The organism is Psychrobacter pacificensis (assembly GCF_018336615.1).
In the GTDB taxonomy this organism is placed as follows: domain Bacteria; phylum Pseudomonadota; class Gammaproteobacteria; order Pseudomonadales; family Moraxellaceae; genus Psychrobacter; species Psychrobacter pacificensis.
The window spans coordinates 2637142-2652862 of the sequence record NZ_CP048752.1; the positions used below are offsets into that span (position 1 = coordinate 2637142).

General features: G+C 43.6%; 12 protein-coding genes. 5 read left to right on the plus strand and 7 right to left on the minus strand.

Features of this window, described 5'->3' with window-relative positions; genetic code table 11:
- Positions 1 to 118 precede the first annotated feature (118 nt).
- Together GYK50_RS11155 and GYK50_RS11160 are read left to right on the plus strand one after the other, a co-directional pair.
- Positions 119 to 1174, plus strand: a complete 1056-nt coding sequence (locus GYK50_RS11155; RefSeq protein WP_093067571.1) for a type IV pilus twitching motility protein PilT — start codon at positions 119 to 121, stop codon at positions 1172 to 1174.
- Between the two features lie 119 nt (positions 1175 to 1293).
- Complete coding sequence (locus GYK50_RS11160) at positions 1294 to 2415, plus strand: PilT/PilU family type 4a pilus ATPase (protein ID WP_212563948.1); 1122 nt, start codon at positions 1294 to 1296, stop codon at positions 2413 to 2415.
- Positions 2416 to 2551: 136 nt separating this feature from the next.
- On the opposite strand, the gene fur is transcribed toward GYK50_RS11160, so the two are convergent.
- Entirely contained in the window at positions 2552 to 2986 is a 435-nt protein-coding gene (fur, locus tag GYK50_RS11165) for a ferric iron uptake transcriptional regulator (RefSeq protein ID WP_058024231.1), read from the minus strand.
- A 327-nt stretch (positions 2987 to 3313) separates the two neighbouring features.
- Here fur and GYK50_RS11170 point away from each other — a divergent pair, with 327 nt between their 5' ends.
- Positions 3314 to 3733: an outer membrane protein assembly factor BamE gene (locus tag GYK50_RS11170; protein ID WP_058024230.1), complete on the plus strand. Its 420-nt coding sequence runs from the start codon at positions 3314 to 3316 to the stop codon at positions 3731 to 3733.
- 50 nt (positions 3734 to 3783) lie between these two features.
- Here GYK50_RS11170 and GYK50_RS11175 read toward each other — a convergent pair whose 3' ends face one another.
- From GYK50_RS11175 to GYK50_RS11190, 4 genes are all read right to left on the minus strand, one after another.
- A complete protein-coding gene (locus GYK50_RS11175; protein WP_286708507.1) occupies positions 3784 to 4167 on the minus strand; it encodes an RnfH family protein in 384 nt (127 codons plus the stop codon).
- Positions 4143 to 5273: a hypothetical protein gene (locus GYK50_RS11180; protein WP_093067566.1), complete on the minus strand. Its 1131-nt coding sequence runs from the start codon at positions 5271 to 5273 to the stop codon at positions 4143 to 4145. The genes GYK50_RS11175 and GYK50_RS11180 overlap by 25 nt, the downstream gene beginning before the upstream one ends.
- A 309-nt stretch (positions 5274 to 5582) precedes the next feature.
- Positions 5583 to 6251 (minus strand): c-type cytochrome, encoded by a 669-nt coding sequence (locus tag GYK50_RS11185; protein WP_212563949.1) that lies wholly within the window; start codon positions 6249 to 6251, stop codon positions 5583 to 5585.
- A gap of 319 nt (positions 6252 to 6570) precedes the next feature.
- Positions 6571 to 6906, minus strand: coding sequence for a c-type cytochrome (locus tag GYK50_RS11190; protein ID WP_058024226.1), 336 nt, complete (start codon positions 6904 to 6906; stop codon positions 6571 to 6573).
- A 671-nt stretch (positions 6907 to 7577) separates the two neighbouring features.
- On the opposite strand from GYK50_RS11190, the gene yihA reads away from it, so the two are divergent.
- Positions 7578 to 8345: a ribosome biogenesis GTP-binding protein YihA/YsxC gene (yihA, locus tag GYK50_RS11195; protein ID WP_286707907.1), complete on the plus strand. Its 768-nt coding sequence runs from the start codon at positions 7578 to 7580 to the stop codon at positions 8343 to 8345.
- 85 nt (positions 8346 to 8430) lie between these two features.
- On the opposite strand, the gene GYK50_RS11200 is transcribed toward yihA, so the two are convergent.
- Both GYK50_RS11200 and GYK50_RS11205 read right to left on the minus strand, forming a co-directional pair.
- The gene (locus GYK50_RS11200) at positions 8431 to 9144 is read right to left on the minus strand and encodes an HAD family hydrolase (RefSeq protein ID WP_212563950.1); all 714 of its coding nucleotides are present in this window, start codon (positions 9142 to 9144) and stop codon (positions 8431 to 8433) included.
- Positions 9145 to 9283: 139 nt separating this feature from the next.
- Positions 9284 to 10294, minus strand: a complete 1011-nt coding sequence (locus tag GYK50_RS11205; RefSeq protein WP_212563951.1) for an RluA family pseudouridine synthase — start codon at positions 10292 to 10294, stop codon at positions 9284 to 9286.
- A 1200-nt stretch (positions 10295 to 11494) separates the two neighbouring features.
- On the opposite strand from GYK50_RS11205, the gene GYK50_RS11210 reads away from it, so the two are divergent.
- Complete coding sequence (locus tag GYK50_RS11210; protein ID WP_212563952.1) at positions 11495 to 15691, plus strand: Rne/Rng family ribonuclease; 4197 nt, start codon at positions 11495 to 11497, stop codon at positions 15689 to 15691.
- Positions 15692 to 15721: the final 30 nt, after the last annotated feature.

Consider the following 15721-nt stretch of genomic DNA (forward strand, 5'->3'; position numbering starts at 1 on the left):
CGGCATGCTGGTTCACTCTTCAATATTTTACGCTTAAACAAAGCGATTGATGGATAGTTTACCACGTGCCTTTATGCTCTTTTGTCTTACCCTGACTAATTGATAGGAATATCGGATTATGGCTGAAAAAAACACCTTAAGTATCGAAGACTTGCTACGTTTTACGGTCAAACATAAAGCATCGGATTTACATATTTCAGCTGGCATGCCTGCGATGATTCGTACCGATGGTGAGATGACACGCATCAATATGCCTGCGATGACGCACCAAGTGGTTCATCAGCTCATTTATGACATTATGAACGACAAGCAGCGCGCTGATTTTGAAGAATTTTTTGAGACAGATTTTTCTTTTGAGATTCCAAACTTGGCACGTTTTCGAGTCAATGCATTCAATCAAAATCGCGGCGCAGGCGCGGTATTTCGTACCATCCCTTCTAAAGTATTGACCATGGAAGACTTAGGGATGGGCGACGTGTTCAAACGTGTCTCAGACTTCAAACGTGGCGTGGTGCTAGTTACCGGCCCAACTGGTTCGGGTAAATCGACGACGCTAGCGGCCATGATTAATTATATTAACGAAAGTCGTAAAGAGCATATTTTAACAATTGAAGATCCGATTGAATTTGTCCATGAATCGAAAAAAAGCCTGATTAACCAGCGTGAAGTGCACCGCGATACCTTAGGTTTTGAGCCTGCATTACGTTCAGCATTGCGAGAAGATCCAGATGTCATCTTGGTTGGTGAGTTACGTGACCTTGAGACCATTCGTTTGGCACTGACTGCGGCCGAAACAGGACATTTAGTATTCGGCACTCTGCATACTAGCTCAGCCGCTAAGACGATTGACCGTGTCATCGACGTATTCCCTGCCGCCGAAAAAGATATGATTCGTGCCATGCTATCGGAGTCACTACAAGCCGTTATTTCACAAACCCTATTGCGTCGTCAAGCTGGTGGACGTGTGGCAGCTCATGAAATCATGCTAGGCACACCCGCTATCCGTAACTTAATACGTGAAAACAAAATTGCTCAGATGTATTCTGCCATCCAAACGGGTGCAGGCGAAGGCATGATTACACTCGATCAAACGCTAAAAAACTTGGTTGGCAAAGGCACCATCAGTAAAGATGTGGCTCGCCCTTATGCCAAGCAACCTGAGGCATTTTTATAGTCTCAGCCAAATCACAAAAAAGCGTGAATGGTGCTAGATTGTTATTGGTCTCTATGAATGACCTTTAATACACTACTCTAAATAACTTTTAATCGACTTACATCGAATGCAGGTACGATATGGACATTGATAAATTATTGCAGTTGATGATTAATAAAAATGGCTCTGACCTTTTTATTACTGCTGATGTAGCGCCTTCCATGAAAGTAAATGGAAAAATTTTACCTGTCGGTAAAACCCCTTTGACCGCTGATCAGACCATGATGTTAGTCAAAGGAGTGATGACCCCTAGCCAGCAAAAAGAATTTAAAGAGACGAACGAGTGTCAATTTGCTATATCTGATGAAGCACAGCAAGCACGTTTTCGGGTCAGTGCATTCATACAGCGCGATATGGCAGGAATGATTTTACGGAAAATTGAGAATAAGATCCCAACTGTTGAGGAACTACGCTTGCCGCCAGCGCTCAAAGAACTGGCCATGAAAAAGCGCGGCATTATCTTGCTGGTCGGCGCGACCGGCACAGGTAAATCCTCTACGCTCGCGGCTATGATTGGACATCGTAACCAAAACTCTCATGGGCATATCATTACCATAGAAGACCCTATCGAGTTTGTCCATAAACATCGTGGTTGTATCATCACTCAGCGTGAAGTCGGTATCGACACTCATTCATTTGAAGCAGGACTAAAAAATACGCTGCGCCAAGCACCAGATGTCATCTTGATTGGTGAGATTCGTAACCGTGAGGTCATGAGCTACGCTATCCAGTACGCTGAGACAGGGCATCTGGTATTTGCAACCTTGCATGCCAATAATGCCAACCAAGCGATTGACCGTATTATTCATTTCTTTGAAACCAGTCGTCATAATCAGCTATTTATGGATTTGTCACTGAACTTGCAGGCCATTATCGCTCAGCAGCTCATTCCAACCCCTGATGGCAAAGGACGCCGTGCTGCTATTGAGATTTTATTAAACTCACAGTTAATTAGCGACTATATCCGTAAAGGTGAGGTGCATGAAATCAAAGACGTCATGACACGCTCTCGAGACAGCGGTATGCAAACCTTTGATCAAGCGCTTTTTGACTTGTATGAACAAGGAGAAATCACTTACAAAGAAGCCATTTTACATGCTGACTCTCCTAACGATTTACGCCTAAAAATCAAGCTTAGTAGTAGAAATGGTAAAGCGAATTTGGATGAAGGTGCCGATAGTTTATCGTTAGACATCAGTTAAGCCATTGAGAGTGATGTCAGTACATACTGAAAAATTAAACTCAAAAAAGCCCTCATTATCAATAATGAGGGCTTTTTAATATAAGAGATCTTAGAGTCATTTATAAAAATAAAGCTTTGATTGATAACCAAGGTCTTTACTTGGCACTGTCTCTGCAAGCTTGGTCAGCACAGATACCATATAAGACTAACGAGTGACCCGATAGTTTAAAGCCGTGCTTTTCTGCGACTTTCAGCTGCTCTTCCTCGATCATCTCATTATGGAATTCAATGATTTTGCCACAAACATCGCAAACCAAGTGATCGTGATGCTCTTCTTGGGTAATTTCAAACACTGACAAGTTATTTTCAAAGTTATGACGCTCTACAATGCCCGCCTGCTCAAATTGGGTGAGTACACGATAGACCGTGGCAAGACCAACATCTTCACCTTGTTCGATGAGCGCCTTGTATATTTCTTCTGCACTCATGTGGTGTAACTCGGCGCTTTCTAGCAGCTCTAAAATCTTAATACGAGGCAACGTAACTTTCAATCCTGCTCTACGTAAATCTTGATTGGTAAAAGAAGCCATAATATCCCTTCTGACTGTGACAGTCTTAGCAAATGAAAAACTAAAAAATATGAGATAAATAATCGTTGCTGATTATTCTTTATTAAATATAAGTGGTTTTAACACCCTCAAAACAGTGCTGATGAGGTGACGGACTGCTTTATAATTCCCTGAATAACCGCAGTGCAAGCCTATGAATTTAAAATATAAATAATAAAACCATTCAGGTGGTGTTTGGTAAATAATGTCGTAAGTGGTAGGCAATTGCAAGTAAATGACGTATCATTTGTCCAAGATTGTCGGTCAGACTCGCACCATCTAACTTTGGCCGCGCCTAATTCATTTCTTATGAGTCATCTTACCATGATAAAGACATTAAATTTTCGTCCGTTAAGCCATGCCAGCGTACTACGTAACATTGTTATCACCAGTATGCTGAGCGCTACTGTCGCTATGTCTGGCTGCTCACTATTGAGCGTTTATAAGATTGATTTGCCTCAAGGCACAGCGATTACTCAAACCCAAGCACAAAAACTAAAAGTAGGGATGAATCAGAACCAAGTACTTTATATCCTTGGCAGTCCTGCGATTAGAGATACCCTTGAACCTAAGCGCTGGGATTACATTTACGATTACCAAGCAGGCACCGAAGGCCGCCGTAAAGGCATTGCTGATGTCAAAAATGCAAGCCAACACTTAGTCGTTTACTTTGATGATAATGGTTTGGTCACTCGCATCGAAGGTATCGAGAGCTTGCCAGCATCGTAATCCGTACGATTTATCAGCTCGAATGACTAACAGTTAAAATTAATAATAACTTAACCGCGAGATTTATTTTTGCGCTGAGACATTGGATCAGCGCTTAAACTGCGATATACCTCGATACGGTCAAAAGGCTGCAATAGATAATTCAGCGGCTGTTTTTGTGCATAGATGCCCACATGCCAACGTTTAGCGGTTGGCGTTGTAACGTTTACTGCTTGCTCACACCATTTTGCCAGCGCTGCAAACCTTTCAAGCCAGCCAGCTTTGCCTAGTGCCTCATACAGACTCGTACCTTGGCTAACCTTTAACACCAGATAATGCTGGCGCTGCTCATCTTCCGCATACGCCAGATAGACTGTCATTAACTCCGATTGCAGTGCATTACTATTACTATGCTTACTGACATCACCTGTTAGCTCAACCACTGTATTACCCAACCTATTAACGCCAATAGCAATGCCAGCGGTACGACAAGACGTATCGCGACTCGCCATAAGTTATAGAATGCTTCGCTGCTAAAGTTCAATGATTTGCGTAAATGACTGATCTTCATCTGCCATCCTGCAAATACCGATAATAGTAGTACCGCTATGCTACTCACTATAACTAGAATGCCTACCAGCCAAGTCGTCGGAATCGCAACCACTAGTAGCAATGCTAAAACAAAAGTTATTATCAAGCTAACTAACAGCCCAAACTTATGCGCTAACTGCTGAGTACTGTAATGCAGCAAATAGCTAACGACGAATAGTACGCCAGCCCAATAGAGTAGTTGTCCAATCGGTGGTAACGACATACCACTAATAAATAACGCGACAACCCCTACCAATACCTGCAAAATCCAAATTGGTAATACCAATTTAGTGGCACGATAATCACGAGCAGCCCTACTTTGTGCTTGTTGGCTGCTTGCTTCCACGGCAGTGACCGTCTGCCTACTGACCAAGTTTTGCCCGAACCAGTACAACCCTGTACCCGCACCAACACTGACCAATGCTAGCGCCACTGCCCGCGCCCATTCAACCAAGCTGATATCGGTCATAGCAAAACTAATATTAGGCACACCATTTGCGATGCCCAATATTAATCCAACGACCATCAATCCGAGGCCAATAGGCAAAGGCGCAACGCCAAGCAGACTTAATAGCACAGTAATAACCATCAACCCTGCGGCAACCGCAAAACTTGGTACATCAGGGGTACTATTAAGCTCAGTCAAAGCGGTTAATATCCCTGTACTGGCACCTGATATGATCAATGCTGCAATCACAATAGAAACCAATGCAGCCAGCCAACCAAAGCTTCGCCATATTGGGCTTGCATCTGATTCGCGAGTGAGCTTTTGCATACCGGCCAAAGGTCCCTCGACACTACGATAAGCCAAAGCTATCTCAGCATAAACAACTGGCAACGCGACCAACACCATTGCTAGCAGCCATAATAACCAAAAATCGATCTCACCGATTGAAGCAGGGGCAAACCAGCGAAATAATAACAACGGTAACAATACCGCGATAAAATAAGAAGCATAACGGATCATCATAATCTCAATCCAAACGATCTAATACCATTCACAAAAACGACAGTAGCAAGCAAAACGAGTTCGATACAGCTAATCGCATTTTTGAGTATGGTATAAAGTGAATAACGGTAATTTATAATTATACAGAGCAATGAGTTACCTCTGTAAAGCAATTCAGCTGTACACTGTCTTTTCAATATAAGGGACAAACAGTTATAAAAAAACCCCGAAATCGGGGTTTAGTAGTTCAGACATGATCAATATGTGCAAGGTGCTCAATAATTCTATCTACAACGTGCGTATCAGATAGTGATCATCAGTGCCGTTTAATTAGTGAATAGCACTCACATAGTCTGACAAGATACGAATGTCACGATCTGATAATTTCGATGCAACGGTTTGCATCATACCCATCTCACCTTCTTTCGCAGCATCATTGACACGTTTTTGATCATCGCTATCGATATCATCAGCACGTCCAGCGGCACGGAATAGTTTTAGCTGAGTGGCAATGTATTGGGCATGCTGTCCGCCTAATTTTGGAAACGCTGCCCAAGGGTTACCTGCACCATCCGGACCATGACAACCAGCACAACCAATCACACCGCGTGATTTATCGCCACCCAAGAATAGTTTGGTGGCTTCTTGGTTCGTTGCAGGGTTGCCGTATCCAACACCCCAAGGCGCTTGGCTAGAGTAGTAACCTGCCACGTTGGCTAGATCTTGCTGAGACAAGTTAGCAACCTGTGACTGCATGATACCGTTTTTGCGATAGCCTGCTTTAAAGTTAACTAACTGTTTATAAAGATATTTTACATTTTGGCCGCCAAGGTTTGGCTGCGCAGGAACAATACTGACCCCATTAAGACCATGACAAGCAGCACAAACGGTTTCTGCAATTTTCTGACCTGCATCGACGTCATACTCAGGAACAATAATAGCAGCTTGTACGCTGAAACTTGCAACGCATAAGCTGGCAGCAGCGATTAACTTTTTCATTGATACAAATCCTACTAGCTCGGCGTAAGCATTATTTAGAGTGATTGCACGGATAAGATACCTAATATAGTCGCCTCTTTAATCATAGGCGTGGCATATATTTTGAGGTCTTGGACACAAGCAGTCTGAAAGTACTTACTAACATCAGGGTTTATTTTCGATTATTATAGCAAGACTTTGTATCATTTGCCTACTTAATCGTAGTATTCATCAGTTTTCTGATGAGCATAGCCTAAAGTATAGGGCAAAAATAAAAAGCGCATTCAGGTTGTAAACCCAGCGCTCTATTTTATCGCTTCAAGCTTCATGTCTAAATGGACTATTTGCTCATATACTCGATAAGCTTGCGGTAGTCATCATCGCTACAGGTGTTACAAAGACCGCCTGCTGGCATTTGAATCATGCCACTTTTGACAGATTTAATGAGTGTCGGCATGCCCTTTTGCTCAATAAGTTTCTGCCATTTGGCACTATCGCCTTTTTTGATAGCATTTAGTGCGCCACTATCATGACAGGCTGCACATGAGTTATCATAAGTAGTAGCAATATCAGCCGCACCTGCGCTACTGATCATGATGCCACTTAGCAATAAGGCAGCACTGCCAACTGTTAGAGCATGATAGCCCTTACTAAGAAGTCTATTGATTGAAAACATAGAGCACCTCCTCGTGAGATTTCACGTGTCACATCAATCGTTCTATTAGGGCGTGTTGAACATTCGCAGATAGGCACTGCTGATCGCTAAAATGGTTCCAGACAAGGCACAAAGCGACGATAATGCAGATGCCTTAGCAAGATTTGTAACGCAGTATGGGGCAATTTTAGCATCAGCCCCAACGATAAAAAGCAGGGGACAGGACTCTTTTTTGCCGCTTCATCGTTAAAAATAAGCGCTTAGAGTGACTAAACTTATTATTTTTAACATCGAATCGCCTAAAAAATAGTCGCTGTCAGTGCCATGGTCGAATGTTCAATACGTCCTAAATGTCTTTTATTAAACATTGTAACAATATATGTCATGCAAACATAGATAAATTATATTCAGCTTTGTTAATACTAAAAACTTATTCTAATCAACAATTAACTTTAATGTTATCCTACTATTTATATGATGCTAATCGCAGTTATTTCAATAAGTAAGACAGGTAATAGTATAGAATAGCGGATAATATCAAATCGCTAACTTTACAAGGTATGAGCGCTGATGAAGCAGAGCCTCTTACCACTTTTTGCATATTTGCTAAATTGAAGTCATGGCTTAAGCCAACCACCAGCTAACCAGAATTTTATACCCGTATCTAATTTTTTAAGATTAATGAGCCATTTATGAATACCCCGTTTACCGATGTTGCTGCCGAACATGCGCTGTTCAACACCAAAGCTCGTCAGAAAATTCAGCAGACTGAATTTATGACATCAGCGCCCACCTTTAAGCTTTGCCCACCTGATATGGGATTAGAAGTTGCCTTTGCAGGACGCTCGAACGCTGGTAAATCCTCAGCTATCAACGCTTTGACCAATCAGCGCCAGCTTGCACGCTCGTCCAAAACGCCAGGACGTACGCAGATGATTAACTTTTTTAGTATCGGTAACACTGATAGACGACTGGTTGATTTGCCAGGTTACGGTTATGCCGCTGTACCACTTGAGATGAAAAAAGAATGGCAGGTCGAGCTAGAAGAGTATTTAGTATCGCGCTCAAGTCTTGCTGGCCTAGTGCTGATGACGGACATTCGTCACCCACTCAAGTTTTTTGACGAGCAGATGCTGCATTGGGCAAAAGATGGTGACCTACCCGTACACATCTTGCTGACTAAAGCGGATAAGCTTAAGTATGGTGCCTCTAAAAACGCCCTACTCAATACCCGTAAAAGACTCAAAAAACTCGGCTTAAACTGTACTATCCAGTTGTTTTCAGCCTTGAGAAAAGAAGGTCTGGATGAGCTGGCTGGTGTCATGGGTAGATGGTACGATTATCAACTGGATAATGACAAAATCATTGAGAGTAATCTGACACAAAATGATACTGCTAATGATGCTAGTGAACAACTGGCAGCTAACTCAGTGACAGACGCACCAAAAGATGCTGAATAAATATTGTCTTTGCCAGGCATCAAAAAAGGGGTTTGTCGATATTAACGATAAACCCTTTTTTTATGTAAGTTAAAAAGGCTTTTATTTAAGCACACAATAGCTTAGCCAATGCTTGCGGCGTATCAACCTGATATGTCGGCTGCTGAGCGGCAAGCTCTGCACTTGTTGCTGTGCCATAGTTGACCGCGATACTGGTCATGCCAAGCTTGGTTGCCATTTGAATATCATAGATACTGTCTCCGATAAACACGGCATCAGAAACCTCTTTTTGTGTATACGCCAAAATATCGATTAACATCTGCGGATCAGGCTTTGAGCCTGACTCATCAGCACAGCGTGTCATGACAAAATAATCGCGACTGTCAGAGGCATCCAATACACGATCTAGCCCTTTTCTTTTTTTACCAGTTGCAACAGCAAGCTTTTTGCCCTGCTTCTGCAGAGTCTGCAACATATCCTCTATCGGCTCAAAGAGTGGCGTGCAGTGGCTATTAGCAATATAGTACTCTGCATAAGTCTGCTGAATGGCGAGCGTCTGCGACTCATCTGCATAAGGATATAAAATCTCGATACCATTCATTAAACTCAGACCAATGATGTCTTTCACCGCTTTATCAGTCGTCTTAAATCCATGTGCCTCTCCAGCCACATGCATAGAATCCACAATTAAGCCGATAGAATCCATCAGCGTACCGTCCCAATCAAAAATGATCAGCGTTTTGTCAGACAAATCATGCTTATCTACTGACTGAGTATATTGATTGGGTGTTTTAGTGTGAGGTGTCGATGTTTCAGTCATGGATTCACCTTAACGAATAGCAATAGTAAGTAGCAGATACGAAAACGTCACGGCGGCTTATTGATTAAATAAGGTATCGTGACGTTTTCATGTTTCTATAAAGGTCTACATTTTTAGACCAAAATGATTATATTTAGACTTATTCAGGCAACTTGGCTGTCTCTGGTAGCCAATCCGCCATGTCGTCTGGCAATGGTGCGGTAATAGCGTCATAACCCGGAATATCTAAGCGCCACGCATGCAAGCACAGACGATGAACGCCTGATTTATCATGCACGTTATACTTATCATCACCCAAGATAGCATGACCAATATGAGCCAAATGCACACGGATTTGATGCGTGCGGCCAGTTAGTGGCTTGGCTTCGATGAGGCTTACTGGCTGACTATTAATCATAAAGCGATCATGGACGATGATGTCTGTTTGGCTTTCTTTCGCTTGCGGGTCTTGGCTATCTACCTTGACACGGCGTTCGCCGCTAGCAAGTGTATAACGCAATAATGGTGCATTGATACGTTGCTCATTCAGCGCAGGCTGTCCTTTGGCAAGGCATAGATAGTGCTTTTGAATGGTTTTATCTACTAAGTGCTGCTGCAATACTTTGAGTGTTGAGCGTTTTTTGGAGATCATCAACAGCCCTGAGGTATCTTTGTCGATGCGGTGAATCAGCTCTAGATACTTTTTACCCGTCACTTCACGCATGGCTTCGATGACCCCAAAGTCCAAACCACTACCGCCATGCACTGCAATACCAAAAGGCTTGTTTAGTACGATCAAGCCTTCATCTTCATAGACCACGCGGGCGAGCAAGCTTTTAGCAAACTCAGCACTGATGATGGGTTTTTCGCGCGTTGCTAGCTCCACAGGTGCGATACGCACGACGTCTTCACGCTGCAATCTATCATGTGCCTTACAGCGTTTATTGTTGACGCGCACTTCATCTGAGCGAATCATTTTATAGATGTGCGATTTTGGCAAACCCTTCAAACGATTGAGCAAAAAGTTATCCAAACGCTGGTCATGTTGATGTCGCGTCACTTCAAGGTAGTTTACCTTGCCGAAGTTGCTAATCTCATCGTCAGCGCTTTGTGGGCGGGTTTTACTATTGAAAATAGCAGGGGCTTCATGGGTAGGAGCGTCGTCAGTCATTTTTGAGTTTGTCATTTTTAGTTAGGTATTTACACAAAGATTTGTTATAGTTTAGCATGTTGAGCGACAATTAAGCAGAGGCGACAGCAATAATCATTGTTGTTTCAGATAGCTGGTCACCGTTTTATTACTTTCCAGTATTTACTGATTGCTAGTAAAGAGGTCAATGCTATTTACCCTGCTGCTATGAAACGTTTCATCTAATTGTAGGGCCAGTCGTTTAGAGGCATTAGCATTTAAAGGTATTCGTTACCAAACACAGCCCTATAAATTAAAACACTGTATCGAATTTTACTCGGTACCATAAAACAAATAGTGACACTAAATACCATCGCGTTAATAACTTTGACGATCAGTCTATTTATTAACGGATGACAACACCACATTGACTCACTAACTGCATGACAACGACTTTTTTTGATAACTATTTATTATTTAATGATTACTTATCTGATGGTCCTTTATGACAGCATAGTTGAGCAAGTATGGGTCGGTTAGCGTTAGGATCGAAAAATAGTTCGATAGCTGCCTGAGTATTGGTGGTCAAACAGATGACGATAAAGAGGTAAATACGATACCATGCTGACAAGCTGGTCCATTACTCTGTTTGCCAAGTACGCCCCGCTGATAACCAAAGCTGTGATACCTAACCTTGAGACACCCAAGATATTATTGACGATATATAAAGAACGATAAATAAAGAGTAACCAATCGCTTTGCCTGAATAGATAACCGCTGACTGATGACGCTACGATATATAGTAGCAATCACGACCGCGATATTATTGTTAGACTTTGAAGGATGAATGGCTACCGCAATATGCCTTTTTAATATCAGTATTTTTTAGACCCGTAACTGACCGTCGCCCACGCTTACAACGTGCGCCAACATCACTACCAATAGAACGTACTGACATTAAGAGAGTTTTTATTCGCTGACATATTCATATATGTACCAAGTTTATTGATAATAGAATATAAGTATCATAGCCTTACGCCCTATTTTATTTATATTAATGTGAGCACCGCTCATAAGTTCAGGTAAAAGAGCCATTGAAAAAGCCCACGTGCTTTACGAAACCCACGATTTACGTTCGACCGTTCACTGATATCTACAAATGCTAATGTCATATTAGCCATACTTGCCACTATCTTTTAAAGACTGTCTCATCGTTGTTATGCGTACTCATAGGATATAAATATGAAACGCATTTTGATCAACGCAACTCAAAACGAAGAGATTCGTGTCGCCTTATGTACAGGCAATCATCTATACGATTTCGACCTAGAAAATCGTACCCGCGAGCAAAAAAAATCTAACATTTATAAAGGCCATGTAACCCGTGTTGAGCCATCGCTCGAAGCGGTATTTGTCGAATACGGCTCTCAGCGCCAAGGTTTTTTGCCGATTCGTGAAATCTCTGCCGAATACCTAAGCGGTAACCCACGTGATGAAAACATCAAAAAACTGATTAAAGAAGGCGACGAGCTAATCGTCCAAGTCGAAAAAGAAGAGCGCGGTAACAAAGGCGCTGCCCTATCGACGTATGTCTCTTTGGCTGGTCGCTATCTGGTACTTATGCCAAACAACCCTCGTGGCGGCGGTATCTCACGTCAAATCTCAGGCAAGCTGCGCGAAGACATGAAACGTATGCTGAGCAATCTTGATTTGCCAAAAGGCATGAGCGTTATCATTCGTACCGCGGGTATCGGCAAGACGCAAGAAGACTTGCAACATGACCTTAACCATTTGCTTAATATCTGGCAGGCCATCCAAGAACAAAACCAAAAGTACCCTTCACCACGCCTCGTCCATCAAGAAGCAGGTGTCGTTACCCGTGCTGTCCGCGACTATTTGCGTGATGATATCGCTGAGATTTGGATTGATAACGAAAACGCTTATATTGAAGCAGCAGGCTTTATTGATGCAGTGATGCCAAAACAAGCCGAAAAGCTACGCAAATATACCGATTATGAACCAATGTTTTCGCGCTTTAATATCGAAAAACAAATCGAAACGGCCTATCAGCGTGAGGTGCGCCTACCATCAGGTGGCTCAATCGTCATCGACCAAACAGAAGCCTTGGTCTCTATCGACATCAACTCAGCTAAGTCGACTAAAGGTTCAGACGTTGCTGAGACTGCTTATCATACCAACCTAGAAGCGGCCGACGAGATTGCCCGTCAGCTGCGTTTGCGTGATATGGGTGGTTTGATCGTTATTGACTTTATTGACATGAATGACAATAAGCATCAAAAGGAAGTAGAAAAGCGTCTAATTGATGCGACCAAATACGATCGTGCTCGCGTCCAGTTTGGTGATATCTCTAAATTTGGTCTGATGGAAATGAGCCGTCAGCGTCTACGTCCATCATTAGAAGAATCAACTGGTTATATCTGCCCACGTTGCCATGGTAACGGTATGATTCGTGACCTGCGTTCATTGTCGCTCTCTATTATGCGTCAAATTGAACAAATTGCGCTCAAAGAACGCCAAGGTGAAGTACAGGCGGAAGTTCCAACCGACATCGCAGCATTTTTGCTAAATGAAAAGCGTGACAGCTTGGTTTATCTTGAGCAAGACAGTGGCACGCGTATCACGATTTTGCCGCACGCCCATTTAGAGTCACCAAACTTTAAGCTGCACTTTAACCGCGATGGCTTTGCTCCATCGAGTTACGAGCGTATCACTGATACCCAGCAACAAGAGCACAGTGACCTTGGCTACAATGTCGACTGGCAAACGGCTGAAAAAGAGCGCCCTGAGCAGCAGCCCACTCGCCAGCCTCGTAAACCGTCAAATGATAACAACAAGCAGAGCACAGCTACGCAGAACGATACCGTCAATCATAGCAATGATCGCCGTAATCATAAAAATGCTAATGACGCTGCGCCAGCGCGCGCACCACAAGCCAGTCAACCTAAAAACGTTGTAGCGCCAGTCGCAGCGCAAGCTCAAAATGTGGAAGCCACTGCTCAACCAAAAGCAGTCGCTTGGTTATCAAATCTGTTTTCGCAAGCACCGCAAGCCACCACCACACCTAGTGTCAGTAGTCGCGATGCCGCTGAAGCGATCGAGGCCTTGGTAAATACTGGCGCACAAAGCTTAGGCTCATTTGGCCAAGTTGATAGCAATGCATTGAATAGTGCCGCTTCAAATAGTGAGCAGCCAACTCAACAAAACAATCATCAGAAAAACGACAACCAACCATCAGATAGCAACGCTAATCGTCAACAGACACGCCGTACTAACGACAGCGATACTGATGACAGCAATAACGAAGACAAAAGAAGACGTAAGCCGCGTAAGTCAAGAAACTCAAAGCCGCGTCAAAGAAAAGAAGCGACTGACGAGACGACTAACCATACCAATAGCGGCGCTGATGAGAAATCGTCTGACACGCAAGGCCAACAACAGCAAGACAAGCGTCAACAGGAAAACAGACGTACTAACGATCGCAATCGTAATAACCGTCAAGACAACAGCAATCGTCAAGACAATAACCAAAAAGCAAACGATCGTCATGACACAGACAACGTAACTGGCCAAAAAGCCGATGAACAAGTCCGCGCTAAGCGTAAATCGCATAGCCAACGTGGCTCACGCGGAAAGCTAGAGCGTGGTGAGACGCTAACGGCTGACGATGTTAAGCAAAACAAGCAGCAAAATGATAAAAATAGCGACGATGCCAATGGTAAAAACCAATCTGACATACGTCGTAGTCAGGACCCTAATGAAGTCGTGCTACAAGTCAATGAAGCACCGACCAAGCTAAAGGCGTCAGAAGTTGTACACTTATCTTTAGATGATAGCAAGTCCACGCCTGCTAAGCCTCAATCTAGCGATAAACAACGCTCAACAAACGGCACGGCAAAGAACGAGAGCACAAAAGATCACGCTACTCAGCAAGCTGCCAACAAGCCTAGTAACAGTGAGAAAAATACTGACCAAAAAGGTGACAATAAAAAGGGTACGGTAGAGACGTCTGAGAATCAGACTCAAAACAACCAAGAGGCGACTACTAACGCTAAGGTGCAAAACAATGCACCTGATCGTAAGCAGAGCACTGATAATAAAAATCAGTCAGAACAAGCGCAACCAACCTCTTCTAGCGACCAACTAGCCTCTGCTGGCGACGTAGACAGTCAGTCAGTTAGTACAAAAACTGCTGATGCAGAGCAGGCCAAAGCCAAACCCGAGCATCAGAAAGCTGAGAGCACTGATACTGGTACCACTGATACTGTCAGCGAAGCTGAAGAAGCTAAAAAAGTTCCAGCTAATGACAGTGGTGCCAATGATAAAGGCATGAGTAACTCAGCACTTGAGTTAACACACGAATCACTGTTTGGTGAACGTTACGTGACTGCTGAGAAGTTTGGTCAAGCTAGCAACGACCCACGTGTGGTACGTGCTCAGCAAGCAAAAGCAACACCTCAGGTCGAAGCTACTACTGTAAGTGCAGCAGCGATACGTGGCACCGTTGGTGAGTTTATTCGTGCGACGCTGCCAGACGCGCAAACTCGCTTAGCAGAAAATGGCGTTATCAGCTGCTTTATCGAGACAATTGCCTTGTATAACGAGCAAGCGCAATCTGCAGATAATAGCACCAACGTTGAGAATGCTGTCGATGACAACCATAGCAACAATATGGCCAGTCAGCGCTTTGACTTTAGCAACTATGGCTACCAGCCATTAGCAGCCGATTACTTGGCACGCTTCGCAGCGATGACTCAAGCAGTCAGTCAATTTGCAGTAGCTCAAGGCAAAACCGCCGTTGAACCACGTGCCATTGGCAAGCGTGCCAGCAATGATCCACGCGGTCAGCATCCTGACTACCAAGAGCCAGCTGTGTTGAGTGTTCCTACAAAGCAGACTTCGAGCAATGAAGCATCGCTAGTAAATACTAAGCAAAACAATAGCGAAGTGGATGCACATAACGTTGAAGCGACAGCACTGGCCAATCAAGCTCAGGCTGACCATGTCAGCGCTGATAGTGAGAAATTGCTAGAAGTCGAGCAAGCGCAATCAGCTGCTAACCGTGTAGAAGCTCAAGCCAGTGAAGCACAAGGAGTCAATACGACGGAAGCTGATGCAACACAGGCAGATGTAGAAAAGTCTGATGCAGAAGAGGCTGAGCAAACAACCGAATCTAAAGTAGAAGAATCTGCTAAAGAAACGAGCAAAGATGACAGTCAAGCAGCTAAATCTAAGACCACCATCGCCAGCTATAAAAACATGATCGAGAATGTGGCTGAGCAATTGCTGCCACAGACCGGCATGTTTAACCTGACGACGCCGAAGGTGCCAAAGGCACGCAGTCGCAAGCCCAAAACGGATCATAAAAAACCGACCCAAGCTGAGAAGCTTGCGTCTGATGATACCGATAGCGAAAGCTAATATATAGAAGCAGAAATATAAAAGCCCCAA

Bases quoted from the DNA above. Each gene is read 5' to 3' on its own strand.
- yihA (WP_286707907.1), top strand. From the start codon at position 7,578: ATGAATACCCCGTTTACCGATGTTGCTGCCGAACATGCGCTGTTCAAC.
- GYK50_RS11155 (WP_093067571.1), top strand. From the start codon at position 119: ATGGCTGAAAAAAACACCTTAAGTATCGAAGACTTGCTACGTTTTACG.
- GYK50_RS11190 (WP_058024226.1), bottom strand. From the start codon at position 6,906: ATGTTTTCAATCAATAGACTTCTTAGTAAGGGCTATCATGCTCTAACA.
- GYK50_RS11180 (WP_093067566.1), bottom strand. From the start codon at position 5,273: ATGATGATCCGTTATGCTTCTTATTTTATCGCGGTATTGTTACCGTTG.
- GYK50_RS11210 (WP_212563952.1), top strand. From the start codon at position 11,495: ATGAAACGCATTTTGATCAACGCAACTCAAAACGAAGAGATTCGTGTC.
- GYK50_RS11160 (WP_212563948.1), top strand. From the start codon at position 1,294: ATGGACATTGATAAATTATTGCAGTTGATGATTAATAAAAATGGCTCT.
- GYK50_RS11170 (WP_058024230.1), top strand. From the start codon at position 3,314: ATGAGTCATCTTACCATGATAAAGACATTAAATTTTCGTCCGTTAAGC.
- GYK50_RS11200 (WP_212563950.1), bottom strand. From the start codon at position 9,144: ATGACTGAAACATCGACACCTCACACTAAAACACCCAATCAATATACT.
- GYK50_RS11205 (WP_212563951.1), bottom strand. From the start codon at position 10,294: ATGACTGACGACGCTCCTACCCATGAAGCCCCTGCTATTTTCAATAGT.
- fur (WP_058024231.1), bottom strand. From the start codon at position 2,986: ATGGCTTCTTTTACCAATCAAGATTTACGTAGAGCAGGATTGAAAGTT.
- GYK50_RS11185 (WP_212563949.1), bottom strand. From the start codon at position 6,251: ATGAAAAAGTTAATCGCTGCTGCCAGCTTATGCGTTGCAAGTTTCAGC.